General features: G+C 68.7%; 15 protein-coding genes. 7 read left to right on the forward strand and 8 right to left on the reverse strand.

The window, feature by feature from the left end; genetic code table 11:
• The first annotated feature begins 3 nt into the window (after positions 1–3).
• Genes J2S73_RS16705 through J2S73_RS16730 form a run of 6 tightly spaced genes read left to right on the forward strand, consistent with a single transcriptional unit; the run spans position 4 to position 5,098 of the window.
• Entirely contained in the window at positions 4–753 is a 750-nt protein-coding gene (locus tag J2S73_RS16705; RefSeq protein WP_306886757.1) for a maleate cis-trans isomerase family protein, read from the forward strand.
• A gap of 39 nt (positions 754–792) precedes the next feature.
• Positions 793–1,656, forward strand: a complete 864-nt coding sequence (locus J2S73_RS16710; protein ID WP_306886758.1) for an isocitrate lyase/PEP mutase family protein — start codon at positions 793–795, stop codon at positions 1,654–1,656.
• A gap of 16 nt (positions 1,657–1,672) precedes the next feature.
• A complete protein-coding gene (gene leuC, locus J2S73_RS16715; protein WP_306886759.1) occupies positions 1,673–3,088 on the forward strand; it encodes a 3-isopropylmalate dehydratase large subunit in 1,416 nt (471 codons plus the stop codon).
• Positions 3,085–3,705, forward strand: coding sequence for a 3-isopropylmalate dehydratase small subunit (gene leuD, locus J2S73_RS16720; protein ID WP_306886760.1), 621 nt, complete (start codon positions 3,085–3,087; stop codon positions 3,703–3,705). Before leuC ends, leuD begins: the two co-directional genes overlap by 4 nt.
• Positions 3,702–4,355: an isochorismatase family protein gene (locus tag J2S73_RS16725; RefSeq protein WP_306886761.1), complete on the forward strand. Its 654-nt coding sequence runs from the start codon at positions 3,702–3,704 to the stop codon at positions 4,353–4,355. Before leuD ends, J2S73_RS16725 begins: the two co-directional genes overlap by 4 nt.
• Positions 4,352–5,098: an SDR family NAD(P)-dependent oxidoreductase gene (locus J2S73_RS16730; RefSeq protein ID WP_306886762.1), complete on the forward strand. Its 747-nt coding sequence runs from the start codon at positions 4,352–4,354 to the stop codon at positions 5,096–5,098. The genes J2S73_RS16725 and J2S73_RS16730 overlap by 4 nt, the downstream gene beginning before the upstream one ends.
• A 15-nt stretch (positions 5,099–5,113) precedes the next feature.
• On the opposite strand, the gene J2S73_RS16735 is transcribed toward J2S73_RS16730, so the two are convergent.
• From J2S73_RS16735 to J2S73_RS16765, 7 genes are all read right to left on the reverse strand, one after another.
• Entirely contained in the window at positions 5,114–5,836 is a 723-nt protein-coding gene (locus J2S73_RS16735) for an ABC transporter ATP-binding protein (RefSeq protein WP_306886763.1), read from the reverse strand.
• A complete protein-coding gene (locus J2S73_RS16740; protein WP_306886764.1) occupies positions 5,826–6,566 on the reverse strand; it encodes an ABC transporter ATP-binding protein in 741 nt (246 codons plus the stop codon). Before J2S73_RS16740 ends, J2S73_RS16735 begins: the two co-directional genes overlap by 11 nt.
• Entirely contained in the window at positions 6,563–7,573 is a 1,011-nt protein-coding gene (locus J2S73_RS16745) for a branched-chain amino acid ABC transporter permease (protein WP_306886765.1), read from the reverse strand. The genes J2S73_RS16740 and J2S73_RS16745 overlap by 4 nt, the downstream gene beginning before the upstream one ends.
• 3 nt (positions 7,574–7,576) lie before the next feature.
• Positions 7,577–8,440: a branched-chain amino acid ABC transporter permease gene (locus J2S73_RS16750; RefSeq protein ID WP_306886766.1), complete on the reverse strand. Its 864-nt coding sequence runs from the start codon at positions 8,438–8,440 to the stop codon at positions 7,577–7,579.
• 37 nt (positions 8,441–8,477) lie between these two features.
• The gene (locus J2S73_RS16755; RefSeq protein WP_306886767.1) at positions 8,478–9,734 is read right to left on the reverse strand and encodes a thiolase family protein; all 1,257 of its coding nucleotides are present in this window, start codon (positions 9,732–9,734) and stop codon (positions 8,478–8,480) included.
• A 27-nt stretch (positions 9,735–9,761) separates the two neighbouring features.
• Complete coding sequence (locus J2S73_RS16760; protein WP_306886768.1) at positions 9,762–11,312, reverse strand: class I adenylate-forming enzyme family protein; 1,551 nt, start codon at positions 11,310–11,312, stop codon at positions 9,762–9,764.
• A gap of 86 nt (positions 11,313–11,398) precedes the next feature.
• Positions 11,399–12,583 carry an ABC transporter substrate-binding protein gene (locus J2S73_RS16765; protein ID WP_306886769.1) on the reverse strand — a complete coding sequence of 395 codons (1,185 nt, stop codon included), beginning with the start codon at positions 12,581–12,583 and terminating at the stop codon, positions 11,399–11,401.
• Between the two features lie 192 nt (positions 12,584–12,775).
• On the opposite strand from J2S73_RS16765, the gene J2S73_RS16770 reads away from it, so the two are divergent.
• Positions 12,776–13,315, forward strand: a complete 540-nt coding sequence (locus J2S73_RS16770; protein ID WP_306886771.1) for a MarR family winged helix-turn-helix transcriptional regulator — start codon at positions 12,776–12,778, stop codon at positions 13,313–13,315.
• A 20-nt stretch (positions 13,316–13,335) separates the two neighbouring features.
• Here the strand turns inward: J2S73_RS16770 and J2S73_RS16775 are convergent, their stop codons facing one another.
• On the reverse strand, positions 13,336–14,232 hold the full coding sequence (locus J2S73_RS16775; protein WP_306886772.1) for a hydroxymethylglutaryl-CoA lyase: 897 nt from the start codon (positions 14,230–14,232) through the stop codon (positions 13,336–13,338).
• Positions 14,233–14,260 lie beyond the last annotated feature (28 nt).

Genomic DNA, 14,260 nt, shown 5'->3' on the forward strand with positions numbered 1-14,260 from the left:
CGCATGACCGAACCGCGACATCTGTCCACCTACAGTCCCCGGGCCAAGCTCGGGCTCATCGTTCCGCCGACGAACACGGTGAACGAGGCGGAGTGGTCGCGCATGCTGCCCGAGGGCGTGACCTTCCACACCCATCGCATGAAGCTGCATTCCGACACGTCGAGCCCGGCCGGGCGCGCGGCACTGCTCGACGATCTCGCCGAGGTCATCGCGATGCTGGCCCAGGCCCGCGTCGATGCGGTCGCCTATGCCTGCACCGCCGGCTCAATGGTGACGCCGGCCGACGCGCTGCCGCGCGAGGTCTCCGAACGCAGCGGCGTGCGCACGCTCACCACGTCCGCGGCGATCGTCGACGCGCTGAAGGCGCTGGGCGCGGTGCGTCTGTCCGTGGCGACGCCCTACGCCCAGGCGACCAACGACCACGAAGTCCACTTCCTGACCGACAACGGCTTCGAGGTGATGCGGCTGATCGGCCTCGGCATCGGCGCCGGCGGTCCGCACGAGTTCCCCCGCATTGCCGAGACGCCGCTCGACGCCGTCGTCGCCCACGCCCGCGCCGCATTCGTCCCGGGCAGTGACGCGCTCCTGATCACCTGCACCGACTTCCCCACGCTTCCGGCGATCGCCGCGCTCGAGGACGAGCTCGGCGTGCCGGTGGTGACCTCCAACCAGGCGACCCTCTGGGCGATGCTCCGGGCCACCGCGATCGACGATCGGATCGACGGATGCGGCCGGCTGCTTCGTCAGCACTGAGCCCGGCATCGGCCGCCGCAAGAAGACGGAAAGACCAAGATGGCAGACCCCAAGCTGAAGCAGCGCATCAAGGACGGCGAGCTGGTGCTCGCGCCGGGCGTGTTCGACCTGATCTCCGCGCTGATCGCGGACCGCACCGGCTTCCCGGCGCTCTACGTGACCGGCTACGGCACCGTCGCGTCCTATCTCGGCCTGCCCGACGCCGGGCTTGCCACCTACCGCGACATGATCGAGCGCATCGGCCAGATGGTGAAGCGCACCAACACCCCGGTGATCGCCGACGCCGACACCGGCTATGGCGGGCTCCTCAACGTGCGCCATACGGTGCGCGGCTACGAGGAGGCCGGCGTCTCCGCGATGCAGATGGAAGACCAGGAATTCCCGAAGAAGTGCGGCCACACCAAGAACCGCCGGGTGGTGCCGCTGGAGGATATGGTCCGCAAGATCGAGGTCGCCGTCGACAGCCGCCAGAGCGACGACTTCCTGATCATCGCGCGCACCGATTCCCGCACCGGGCTCGGCCTCGACGAGGCGATCCGGCGCGGCAAGGCGTTCGCGAAGGCCGGCGCCGACATCGTCTTCGTGGAATCGCCGGAGTCCGAGGACGAGATGAAGCGGGTCGCCGACGAGATCGACGCGCCGCTGTTCGCCAACATGGTCAATGGCGGGCGCACCCCGCTGTTGTCGGCCGCGCGGCTGAAGGAGCTCGGCTACTCGATCGCGATCCATCCCGCGATCGGGTTCCTGTCCATGGGGGCGGCCCTGCAGAAGGCCTATGCCGACCTGCTGGCGAACGGCGAGACCAGCGCCGACATCGACCTCTACGACTTCTCCGAGTTCAACAAGCTGCTCGGCTTCGAGGACGTGTGGGACTTCGAGGCGAAGTACGCCGAGGTCAGCTGATCGGAAAGGCGCCGGGATGAGCGGAGCGACCCTCTACGACAAGCTGTGGGCGAGCCACGTCGTGCGCGACTATGGCGACGGCTCGGCCCTCATCTACGTCGACCGGCACCTGCTGCACGAGGTGAGCACGCCGCAGTCGTTCCTGGCGCTGGAGGCGAAAGGCCGGACGGTCCGGCGGCGGGAGGCGAACCTCGCCGTCCCCGATCATGCGGTCCCGACCACCGGGCGCGATCGGCCGATCGCCGATCCGCTCGCCCGCGCCCAGACAACGCGCCTCGCCGAAAACGTCGCCCGGCACCAGATCCCGTACATCGCGCTGGACGACGCGCGCCAGGGGATCGTCCACGTGGTCGGGCCGGAGCAGGGCTTCACGCTGCCGGGCATGACGCTTGCCTGTGGCGACAGCCACACCTCCACCCACGGCGCGTTCGGCACGCTCGCCTTCGGCGTCGGCGCCAGCGAGTGCGGCATCGTCATGGCCGCCCAGTGCCTGCGCCAGCGCAAGGCGCGGACGATGCGCGTCGTGGTCGATGGCGCCCGCCCGGCCTGGCTCACCGCGAAGGACATCGCGCTGGCCCTGATCGCGAAGATCGGCGCGAACGGCGCGGCCGGGCACGCGGTCGAATATGTCGGCCCGGTCATTTCCGCCATGTCGATGGCGGAGCGCATGACGCTCTGCAACATGACCATCGAGACCGGCGCCCGGGTCGGCCTGGTCGCACCGGACGAGGTGACGTTCGCCTTTCTGGAAGGCCGCCCGATGGCGCCCAGGGGCGCGATGTGGGAGCGCGCCGTCGCCTACTGGCGCACCCTGCCCTCCGATCCGGATGCCCGCTACGACCGCACCGAGACCCTCGACGTGGGCGATCTCGCCCCGTTCGTGACCTGGGGCACGAGCCCGGAGGATGCCGCCCCGATCTCGTCGGCGATCCCCGACCCCGACGCCGACCCGGATCGCGCCCGCGGCGAGCGCCGCCGCAAGGCACTCGCCTACATGGACCTCGAGCCCGGCACGCCGCTGGACCGGGTCCGAATCGACCGCGTCTTCATCGGCTCATGCACCAACGGGCGGCTCGACGACCTGCGGCTCGCCGCCGGGATCGCGAAGGGCCGCAAGGTGGCGCCGGGCGTCAAGGCGATCGTGGTGCCGGGCTCCGGCCTGGTGCGCGCCGCGGCGGAACGGGAAGGCCTCGCCGACATCTTCCGCGCGGCCGGCTTCGAATGGCGCGATGCCGGCTGCTCCATGTGCGTGGCCATGAACGGCGACCGGCTCGATCCCGGCGAGCGCTGCGCCTCCACCTCCAACCGCAACTTCGAGGGCCGGCAGGGGCCCGGCGGCCGCACCCACCTGATGAACCCGGCGATGGCCGCAGCGGCCGCGATCGCCGGCCATCTGGTCGACGTGCGCGATCTGGTGGAGGAGCCGGCATGACGCCGCTCACCCGGATTACCTCCCGCGCCGCCTTTCTGCCCGAGGAGAACGTCGACACCGACATCATCTTCCCGGCCCGCTTTCTCCTGCTGATGGACCGCGACGGGCTCGGCCGGTACGCGTTCCACGATCGCCGGTTCGACCGCGACGGCAACGCGATCCCCGGCTTCGTCCTCGACGATCCGGAGTTCGCGGACGCAAAAATCCTGATCGCCGGCGATGGCTTCGGCTGCGGCTCGAGCCGCGAACAGGCGGTCTGGGCGCTCGCCGGGCACGGCATCCGCTGCGTGATCGCGCCGAGCTTCGGCGAGATCTTCGCCGGCAACTGCGCCAAGAACGGCGTGCTCACGATCACGCTCCCCCAGGCGCAGATCGAGACGCTGGGCGCGCTTGCCCAGGAGAAGAAAAGCTTCGAAATCGACCTGGAGCGGCGCACCTTCCATGTCGAGGGCGACAAGGTCGCCGACCTGGACCTGCCGGAGACCGAGCGCCAGATGCTCGTCAACGGCTGGGACGAGACCGACCTGCTCCTGCGCGACGAGGGCGCCGCCATCGACGCCTTCGAACGCGCCCATCGCGACGCCCAGCCCTGGCTGTTCGAGGACCCTGCCCGATGACCGACGATCTCGCCGAGAACTACAAGCGCGCCTACTCCAACCGGGTCGGCTTCGGCCGCAATCCCGCGCTGGTGCTGGTCGACTTCGCCCATGCCTATTTCGACCCGGACTGCGATCTCTACGCCGGGGTCGACGACGCGCTGGCGTCGGCGCTCCGGATCCGGGCGGCAGCCCGTGAGGCGGGGGTCCCGGTCGTTCTGACCGAGGTGACCTATCAGGAGGGCGGCCTCAACGGCGGCCGCTTCTTCGAGAAGGCGAAGCCGCTCGCCAACTTCGTGCGCGGCCGCAAGACCGCCGAGTTCGCCGCCGGTCTGGTGCCCGAGCCCGACGAGATCGTCGTCTCCAAGCAGTATCCGAGCGCCTTCTTCGGCACCTCGCTGGCCTCGACGCTGACGGCGGCCGGGGTCGACAACGTGATCCTGACCGGGCTGACCACCAGCGGCTGCGTGCGCGCGAGCTGCGTCGACGCCATGTCCCACGGCTTCATCACCACGGTGGTGGCCGATGCCTGCGGCGACCGACATCCGGCACCGCACGAGGCCAACCTGTTCGACATGAACGCCAAGTACGCCGACGTGGTCTCGGAAGCCGAAATCCTCGCCTTCATCGCCGAGATCGGCGCGACCCGCACCGCCGGTGCGCCGGCATGAGCGGGCGGGACGGCGGCCGCCGCATCGCGGTTCTCGGCGGCGCCGGCGGTATCGGCCGCGTGCTCGTGGCGGATCTGATCGCGCGCGGCGACGAGGCGATCGTGCTCGACCTCCCGGCCTCACTGGAGCGCCATCCGCTCGAGACCCGGACGATCGGGATCGACGTCCACGACGAAGCCTCGATCGCGGCGGCTGTGAAGGAGCTTGCGGAGGCAGCCCCGAACATCGACGGCTTCGTCAATCTGGTGGGCTACAACAACCGGATCCAGCCGCTTGCGGAGACGGCGACCGACTATTTCGACGATATCATCGCGGTGAACCTGCGCGGCCTGTTCCTCGCGACGAAGGCGATCCTGCCGCTTCTTTCGGACGGTGCCGGCGCGGTGCTGCTCGCCTCAGGGCTTGGCCAGTACATCCGGCCGGGCTTCGGCTCCTACGCCGCCTCCAAGGCCGGTGTGATCGCGCTCGGCAAGACGTTCGCGCTGGAGACGGCGCCCCGCCTGCGCGTCAACATCGTCGCGCCGGGTGCCGTCGACACCGCCTTCCTGCGCGGCGGCACCGGCCGCTCCGACGAGAGCGCGGAGCCGGACATTCCGGTGGATGCCTACGCCGCGAACCTGCCGCTCAAGCGCCTCGCGCAGCCGGAGGACGTGGTCGGGCCGATCCGCTTCCTGCTCGGTCCCGACAGCCGCTACATGACCGGCCAGGTGCTCTGGGTGAACGGCGGCGCCTACATGCCGTAGCAGGCCATGGAAGGCTCAGGTCGCGGCGGTGCCGGACAGAAGAGACGAGACCCGCGCCGTATCTGTCTCCAGCGCGGCCTTGTCGCCGGCCCAGCCGACCCGTCCGGAATCGAGGATGACGAACCGGGAGGCGAGTTCCGCCGGCACCCGGAAATTCTGCTCCACGAGGATGACGCCGACCCCGGTCGCCACGATCGATCGGATCGACTCCACAAGCCCCGACACGATGTTCGGCGCGAGCCCTTCCATCGGCTCGTCGAGCAGCAGGAACCGCGGCGCGCAGATCATGGCACGCCCGATGGCCAGCATCTGCTTTTCGCCGCCGGACAGGGCCTGCCCGAGGGCGCGGCGACGCTCGGCCAGCCGGGGGAACAGGGCGAACGCGTCGTCCACGCCCCATGTCGATCCGCCCCGCCGCACCACCTTCGCGATGGCGAGGTTCTCCTCGACGGTGAGGGTGGGGAAGATCTGCCGGTCCTCGGGCACGTAGGCGATCCCGCCCCGGTTCATGTCTTCCGGCGTCGGCGTTGAGAGCGCCTTGCCGTCCAGCCGCAATACGCCGGCGCTGAGGGGGAGAAGCCCGGACATGGCCTTCAGCGTGGTCGACTTGCCCGCGCCGTTGCGTCCGGCTAGCGCCACCACCTCGCCGCGCGCGACCGACAGCGAGACGCCGTGCAGGGCCTGGGCGGCGCCGTAGAAGACGTCCGCCGCCTCCATGGCCAGGGTTTCATGCTCCAAGATAGGCCTCGCGCACTTTCGGATCCGCCTGGATCGCCTCCGGTCCGCCGCGGGCCAGCACCTGTCCTCCGACCAGAACGACGATGTCCCGGGCCAGCGTCATCAGGACGTCCATGTTGTGTTCGACCAGGATCGTCGTCTGTCGGGCGCTGACCTCCCGCACCAGATCGGCGAAATGATCCAGCTCCGCCCGGCCCACGCCGGCAAGCGGCTCGTCAAGAAGGAGGACGCGCGGCGCGTTGACCAGCACGATGGCGAGTTCAAGCGCGCGCTGGCGGCCGTGGGAGAGGGTGCCGGCGGGAACATCGGCGACGTCGGCGAGGCCGAAGCGCTCGAGCGCCGCGCGCGCCTCCCGCTCCACCGCCGGAAAGGACGCCAGCGTGCGCCACGGGACAGCGACCTTCATGTGGGCCCGCATCCGGGCGACCTGGACGTTCTCCAGCACCGTCATCTGCGGGAACACGGTGACGATCTGGAAGGAGCGCGCCATGCCCATCCGGGCTCGGCGATGGGCGGACAGGACGGTGATGTCGCTGCCGTCGAGACGGATCGTGCCGGAACTGACCCGCTGCAGGCCGGCGAGCGCATTGAGGAAGGTGGTCTTGCCCGCGCCGTTTGGCCCGATCAGGGCGGTGGTGGCACCGTCCTCGAAATTGAGGGTGACGTCGGAGAGGGCGGCGAACGAGCCGAACGACACCGAGAGGTTCGAGCAGGACAGCACCGCGCTCATGCCGCCTCCGAAGATCGCCCGGAAGCGCGCTCGGCGTCCGCCCGGCGTGGGCGCCGCGGCTGCGCCCGCCGCTTCGTGAGCCGGCTCAGGAGCCCAATCAGGCCTCCCGGCATGTAGAGCGTGATCAGGATGAAGACGATGCCGAGCACGCCGTACCAGTGTTCGGTGTAGCCGGAGACGGACTCCTTCAGCCACTCGAAGACGACCACCCCCAGCACCGGGCCGGCGAACGTGCCGCGGCCGCCGAGCACCGTCATGATCAGCACGTCGCCGGAGGTGATCCAGCGGGTCATCTCCGGGCCCACATACATGACGAGTGCGCCGAGCAGCCCGCCGGCGATGCCGGAATAGCCGCCGGAAATGGCGAAGGCGGAGAGCTTGTAGAGACGCACGTCGTAGCCGAGCTGCTCGACGCGGACCTCGTTCTGGCGCATGGCGCGCAGCACCTCTCCGAACGGCGAGGCGCGCATCACCGCGTTGGCGAACATCAGGACGAAGAAGATCGCCGCCACGAACACCACGAACATGCGGTCGTCGTAGAAATCGATGCCGAAGAGTTCGGGCCGCGGCACCCCGGCCAGGCCGTCGGTGCCGCCGGTGATCCCCTTCAGCTTGACCTCGACCAGGTGATGCACGAGTTGGGCGAGCGCCAGGGTGGTGAGGGCGAGATAGATCCCGGTCACCCTGAGCGTCACGACACCGAAGAGCGCGCCCATGACCGTGCCCATCGCGACCGCTGCGCCGAGGGCGGCAAGGCCGGAGACACCGTAGTCCAGGGTCAGCACGGCGTAGACATAGGCCCCGGCCCCGAAGAAAGCCGCATGGCCGAAGGACAGGATGCCGGCCACGCCGAACACCAGGTCGAAGCCGACCGCGAAGATGCTCCAGACCAGGATCAGCGCGATCAGGTACTGGGTGCCCGCGTCGCTGGCGAAGGCGGCGGCCACCGCCACCAGCGGGATCGAGAAGGTGAGAATGAGGCTGGAGATCCAGCGCGACCGGCTCATCGCTCAGGCCTTCCGCGCCGGGGCTGCGGAGAACAGGCCCTGAGGCCGGATCAAGAGCACCCCGATCAGCACGACGTAGGTGACGACCTCGATCCAGGACGGGAAGTAGTGCTGGCCGAACGCCTGCACCAGGCCCAGCAGGATCGCGGCGGCGATCGCGCCGCGGATGTTGCCCAGCCCGCCGAGGATGACGACCACGAAACAGTCGACGATGATGGTGAAGCTCATGCCCACCTGGATCGGCACGATGGGGGCCGCGATCGCCCCGGCGAGCGCCGCCAGGGCCGCCCCCACGGCGAACACGATGGTGCGCACCCGGTCGACGCGGATGCCCAGCGCCCGCACCATCGTCGGATAGCTCATCGCCGCGCGCAGGACCATGCCGAGCCGGGTCTTCTCGATCAGGAGGAAGAGGCCCGCGCCCACCGCCGTCCCCGCCGCCAGCAGGAACAGCCGGTAGACCGCGACCTGGTCGCCGAGGACCGGCACCGAGCCTTCAAGCGCGGAGGGAAGCGGCAGGTCCCGGTAGCCGAGCCCCCACACCATGCGGACCGCCTCCTCGATGACCAGGATCGCGCCGAACGTCATCAGGAGCTGTTCGACATGGTCGCGGTCATAGAGCGGGCGCAGCAGCACCACCTCCATGGCCGCGCCGATCAGCGCCACCACGATCGGCGCGACGACCAGCGCAAGCCAGAAGCTGCCGGTGGTCCGGTAGACCTCGAACGCGCCGAAGGCACCCAGCATGTAGATGGCGCCGTGGGCGAAGTTGATCACGCCCAGCATCCCGAAGACGAGGGTCAGCCCCGCCGCGAGCAGGAAAAGCAGCATCGCGATGCTGAGGCCGATCAGCGCGGTGGCGACCATGGCATCCTCCCCGAGACGGCGGTGCGGGGGCGTGAGGTCATCGGATCCGCTCGTAGATGGAGACGGCGGCAAGCGCCTCTTCCATGCCGATGATGCCTCCGCCGTTCTCCTGCAGCGCGTAGGTCGCGCCCTCGACCTGCCGGGCCCCGGCCTCGCCCCTGAGCTGGGTGGCGAGTTCGTAGCACATGGACACGCCGGTGGCGCCGATCGGGTGGCCCTTGGAGACGAGCCCGCCGGACGTGTTGACCGGCAGCTCTCCACCGATCTTGGTCGCCCCGCTGCCGACGAAGGCACCGCCCTCGCCTTCCTCGCAGAACCGCATCATCTCGCACTGATAGATTTCGCAGAACGAGGTGGCGTCGTGCACCTCCGCCAGATCGATGTCGCGGGGCCCGATGCCGGCCTGGGCATAAGCCTTGTCGGCGGCGGCCCGGGTCAGGCTCGGCTCGTCGAGGCCACGGTACTTGCCGCCGGCAAGCCCAAGTCCGGCGATGCGGATGGCGCGATCCCGCACGGCGGCCGGCTGCGTCTTCAAAAAGCGTTCCGAGCACAGGATGGCGGCGGCCGCGCCGTCACCCATCGGGGCGCACATGGCGCGCGTCAGCGGCGCGGAGATCGGCCGGTCGGCGAGCACCTCCTCCGGGGTCATCTCGAAACGGTACTGGGCCTTCTCGTTGAGCGCGCCGTTGCAGTGGTTCTTGGCCGCGCCGACGGCGATCTGCTCGGCCGTCGTGCCGTAGGTCGCCATGTGATAGTTCGCCTGCATGGCGTAGGTGTCCATGGCGATGGTGCGGTCCTCGCCCGGCCGGAACGGAACGCCGATCTTCTCGCCGATCGCGCTGTATTCCGCTTCCCATTCCTGGGGATCGAGCAGGTCCATCCCGCCGGCGAAATGGGGGAAGATCGCGCGCGGATCCTTCTGATCGAACAGTTTCTCCAGACCGATCGCAAGCGTGACGTCGGCGTCGCCGGCCCGGATCTCCTTGGCCGCCCCGGCGATGGCGAGACTGCCGGTGGCGCAGGCCCCCTCGACGTTCACGATCGGCGCCCGGTCGGGAAACAGCCCCTCGCGGACCAGCGGAATGAAGGCGATGTTGCCGCGGGTCAGCGCCTGGCCCCAGTAGTACATCAGGCAGTTGCCGAACCAGGCGGCCTCGATGTCCCGACCGGTCTCGAGGCCGGCGTCGGCGAGCGCGCCGAGATAGGCTTCCCGGGTCAGATCCTTGATCGACGCATCCGGCCGCCGGCCGAACGCGGTGGTGTGGACCCCGAGCACGTAGACATCGTTCGACATGGCATTTCTCCCTGGCGGATTCCGTCGTCAGACGGCCCGCTCGTGGTCCTTCCAGAAGGCTTCGCGCACGGTGCGCTTGAGCACCTTGCCGTTGCCGCTGCGCGGCAGCTCGTCCCAGATCTCGATGGATTTCGGCGCGTGCACGCTGCCGAGTTCCGCCTTGACCAGCGCGATCAGCTCCGCCTCGCTGGTCGCAACGCCCGGCCGAACCTCGATGACCGCCTTGACCGCCTCGCCCCACTTGTCGTCGGGCACGCCGACAACGGCGCATTCGCGCACGGCCGGATGGGACAAAAGAACCTGTTCGATCTCGACGGAGAAGACGTTGAAGCCGCCGGTGACGATCATGTCCTTCTTGCGGTCGACGATGTAGATGAACCCGTCCTCGTCGCGGTAGCCGACGTCGCCGGTGTGGTGCCAGCCGAACCGGGAGACCTCTTCGGTGGCGGTCGGATTGCGGTAGTAGCCGGGGAAGACCAGAGACCCTTTGGCGACGATCTCGCCGCGCTCGCCCGGCGGCAGGACGGTGCCCTCGTCGTCCATGATCGCCAGGCGGACGTTCATGGTGGGCCGCCCGCAGCTTGCGTAACGCCGGGCGCCTGCGTTCGAGGTCGCGCCCTGCAGATCGGCCGTCGACAGGAACGTCATGAACATCGGCACTTCGGCCTGGCCGTAGCACTGGCACATGACCGGCCCGAACACGTCCATCGCCTGCTTCAGTTTCTCCGGCGCGATCGGCGCCGCGGCGAGGACGAAATATTTGAGCGACGAGTAGTCGTAGGTCCGCACGTCGGGATGGGCGAGCATCATGTAAAGCACGGTGGGCGGCAGATAGACGTGGGTGACCCGGTGCCGCTCGATCGCCTGCATGATGAGCTCCGGATCCGCCTTCGGCAGCACCACGTTGGTGGTGGCCCGCGGCACCATCATCAGGGCAAGGCCGCCGGCGGCGTGGGTCATCGGGCCGGCGACGAGATGGACGGACGGCTCCTCGTTCGGCATGCAGTGCCAGAAGGCGCTGATCATCGCCTCCCAGGTGCGGTGGGACCAGGGCGCCCCCTTCGACAGGCCGGTGGTCCCGCCGGTCGGGAAGATCGTGACGATCCGGTCGGGATCGTCCGGCACGTCGGGCGCGGATCCCGTGCCCCACGCCATGAACGCGTCCAGGGACGGCTCGCCCTTGCCACCCTCGGCATCGATGCAGATTGTGAGGCCGATGGACGGCACGCGCTCACGCAGCTCGTCGACCTCGGCCTGAAAGCTCGAGTGGTAAAACAGGATCTCGCAGCCGGTCATGGAGAGGAAGTGGGCGTTCACCGCGACCGTGTTGCGGGCGTTGGCCGGAACCCAGACGCCACCGGCATAGAAGATGCCCATGATGCAGGCGAACGCGAGCGGATGGTTCGGGCTGTAGACGGCCGCCCGGACCCCTTCTGGCCCGCTTTCCGGCATCGCCCCGGCGATCCGCGACGCGAGGTCGTCGATCTCCCGGTAGGTGATGGCGATCGTGTCGTCGACAAAGGCGGGCCGGTCGGGCGCCCGCTCGACGCCCTTACGGAAGTAGTCGATCATCCGCATGGTGGGATCCTGTCAGGCGATGGGAAGCGCACCGGAAGGACCCGCCGCGCCGCAGCACATGCGACGCGGCAGGCCGAGGCGAGCGTTCAGTCTGCGCACGGGGCGAACAGGAGATCGGGCTCGAAGGTGTAGGTGACGTCCATGGTGACGTCGGGATACGGCGCCTCGCCCTTCACCGCCTTGCCGAAGACGCCCATCTGCGCTGCCTGATGATCGCAGGCCCGCATCGTCTTCACGCCCTCGACGGAGGTCTCGTAGGTGCTGGTCTCGAACGCCGTCACCCAGTCGTCCGCGTCCCAGCTCCCGGTCTCCTCGACCACATCGAGGAACCAGGAGAGGCCGTCGAAGGCCTCGCCGGCGAACTGGTTCGGGAACTCGCCGTACTTGTCGTGAAAGGCCTTCACGAAGGCGGAGTTGGCTTCGTTCTCGGTCGAGAAGTGATAGCGCAGGGTGGAGTTCACGCCGTAGCTCTGATCGCCGACGGCGCTGCCCATCAGCTCGTCCATGATCATGGTCCCGAAGACCGCCTTCTCGTCCTTCAGGCTGACCTGGCCGGACTGCTTCAGGAACGTGATGGCATCCCCGCCGGTCATGATCATCGCGACGCCGTCCGCGTCGGACTTGCCGACCTTGTCGATGATGATCGCGTAGTCCTTGTTGCCGAGCGGCGGAAAGTCCTCGGCGACGATCTCGATGTTCTTGGCCTCGAGCTTGGCCTTGAGATTGTCCCACATCTCCCGGCCGACGGCGTAGTCCGCGACGACGCCGTAGACCTTCGTGAGGCCCTCCTTCGACGCGAACTCGGCCATCATCTGGTTTTCCATGTTGACCGGGTTGGAGGTGCGGAACGCATATTTCGACATCTGCGAACCGGTGATCTCGTCGCTCGCCGAAAGCGTGACCAGCAGCGGGACCTTGCGGCGCTCGGCGACCTTCATGACCGCGAGCGTCGACCCGGAACTGACCGCGCCGAACAGCATGTTCGCACCGCCGGCCATCAGCTTCGTGGCCTTCTGGACGGCGACCTGGGGCTTGGTTTCGGTGTCCTGCCAGTCGAAGACGATCGGGGCACCGAGAACCGTGCCGCCGCGCATCTCCACGGCCAGTTCGGCCCCGCGCTGCATCGCCTCGCCGATGACACCGTAGGCGCCGCTCATCGCGACCACGCCGCCGATCTTGAATTCCTTGTCCTGAGCGACGGCCCCGGTGGCCCAGAGGCCCGCGAGCGCGGCGACAGAAAGCGCGCACGTCGTGCGCAAGCCCTTATGCATGGCAGTCCTCCCGATATGATTCAGGCCCGTCTCCGCGGGTTGGGGAGGAGAGTAATCCGCGCCCAAAATTTATGTCAACAAGATTGTAATATACGGAAATGCGCGCTTATCTGAATTGCGCACATCTCGCCCTGTGTGTAGGTCGATAGGCTCCAGGTGAAGCCCGCAACCACAAGGACCGGCGCGGCCCGCATGACGACCGAAAAGACCGACACGTCCGCAACCGCGGCGCGCTCCCGCAGCCGGGACCCGCAGGAGCGGCCCTGGGCCTCGACGGAAGCGCTGCATCGCGGCCTCGAGCTTCACTTCTTCGCGCACCTGAACCTGGCCGAGGATGCCGATCGCACCCTGACCGAGCTCGGGTTCGGCCGGACGCATCATCGCATTCTCTACTTCGTCTCCCAGACCCCCGGCATCACCGTCGGCGAGATGCTGTCGATCCTTCGCGTCACCCACCAGAACGTGCAGCGGCCGATGGGCGAGCTGCTGCGCAAGGGGCTGATCGAGCAGAAGACGTCGATGACGGACCGGCGCCAGCGTCAGCTTTACATCACGGAGGCCGGTCAGGAGCTGTTCGACCGCCTGACGGCGCGCCAGTTCGACCGGATCGCCCGGGCCTACGAGGCCGCCGGTCCGGACGCCGTGCGCGGCTTCTGGACCGTCCTTTGGCACATGATCGACGACGGCGACCGCGCCTGGCTGGAAGAAAACCGCATTCCGTCCGAAGCTTGACGCGGCCCGGCGCAAGCTGTTCAGCCGAGCGCCTTCGCCACGTGGGAGGCGGGCGCGCGGCCGATCGCCGCCGAGATGAAACGGGCCGTCTCCGTCAGGGCGGCCAGATCGATTCCGGTCGCGATGCCCATGCCGTCGAGCATGTAGACCAGATCCTCGCTCGCCACGTTCCCGCTCGCCCCCTTGGCATAGGGACAGCCGCCGAGCCCGCCGACGGCAGCGTCGATCACGCTCACGCCCAGCCCGAGACAGGCATAGATGTTGGCCAGCGCCTGGCCGTAGGTGTCGTGGAAGTGGAGGGCGAGCCGGTCCACGGGCACGTCCGCGGCAACCGCCTCGACCATGCGGGCCGCCTTCAGCGGCGTGCCGACCCCGATCGTGTCGCCAAGCGAGACCTCGTAGCAGCCCATGTCGGTGAGCGCCTTCGACACCCGCGCCACGTCGGCGAGCGGCACCTCGCCCTGGTAGGGGCAGCCGAGCACGCAGGAGACGTAGCCGCGGACCTTGAGCCCCCTCGCGGCGGCCGCTTCCGTCACCGGGGCGAACCGCTCCAGGCTTTCGGAGATCGAGCAGTTGATGTTGCGCCGGGAGAACGCCTCGGAGGCGGCGGCGAAGACGGCGACCTCCTCCACCCCGCTGTCCAGCGCCCTCTCGAGCCCCTTCATGTTGGGCACAAGGACGGGATAGCCGACGCCGGGCCGGCGCTCGATGCCGGCCAGCACCTCGGCGGTGTCGGCCATCTGCGGCACCCATTTGGGCGAGACGAAACTGCCCGCCTCGATGGTCTCGCAGCCGGCGGCGGCAAGCCGGTCGATCAGCTCGATCTTGACGTCGGCCGGCACGATCTCCGCCTCGTTCTGGAGGCCGTCGCGGGGGCCGACTTCGACGATGCGGACGCGGGCGGGAAGGGGACTCATGACGGGAACCTGGATGCTTCGGAGGGAG

The organism is Amorphus orientalis (assembly GCF_030814015.1).
GTDB lineage: Bacteria > Pseudomonadota > Alphaproteobacteria > Rhizobiales > Amorphaceae > Amorphus > Amorphus orientalis.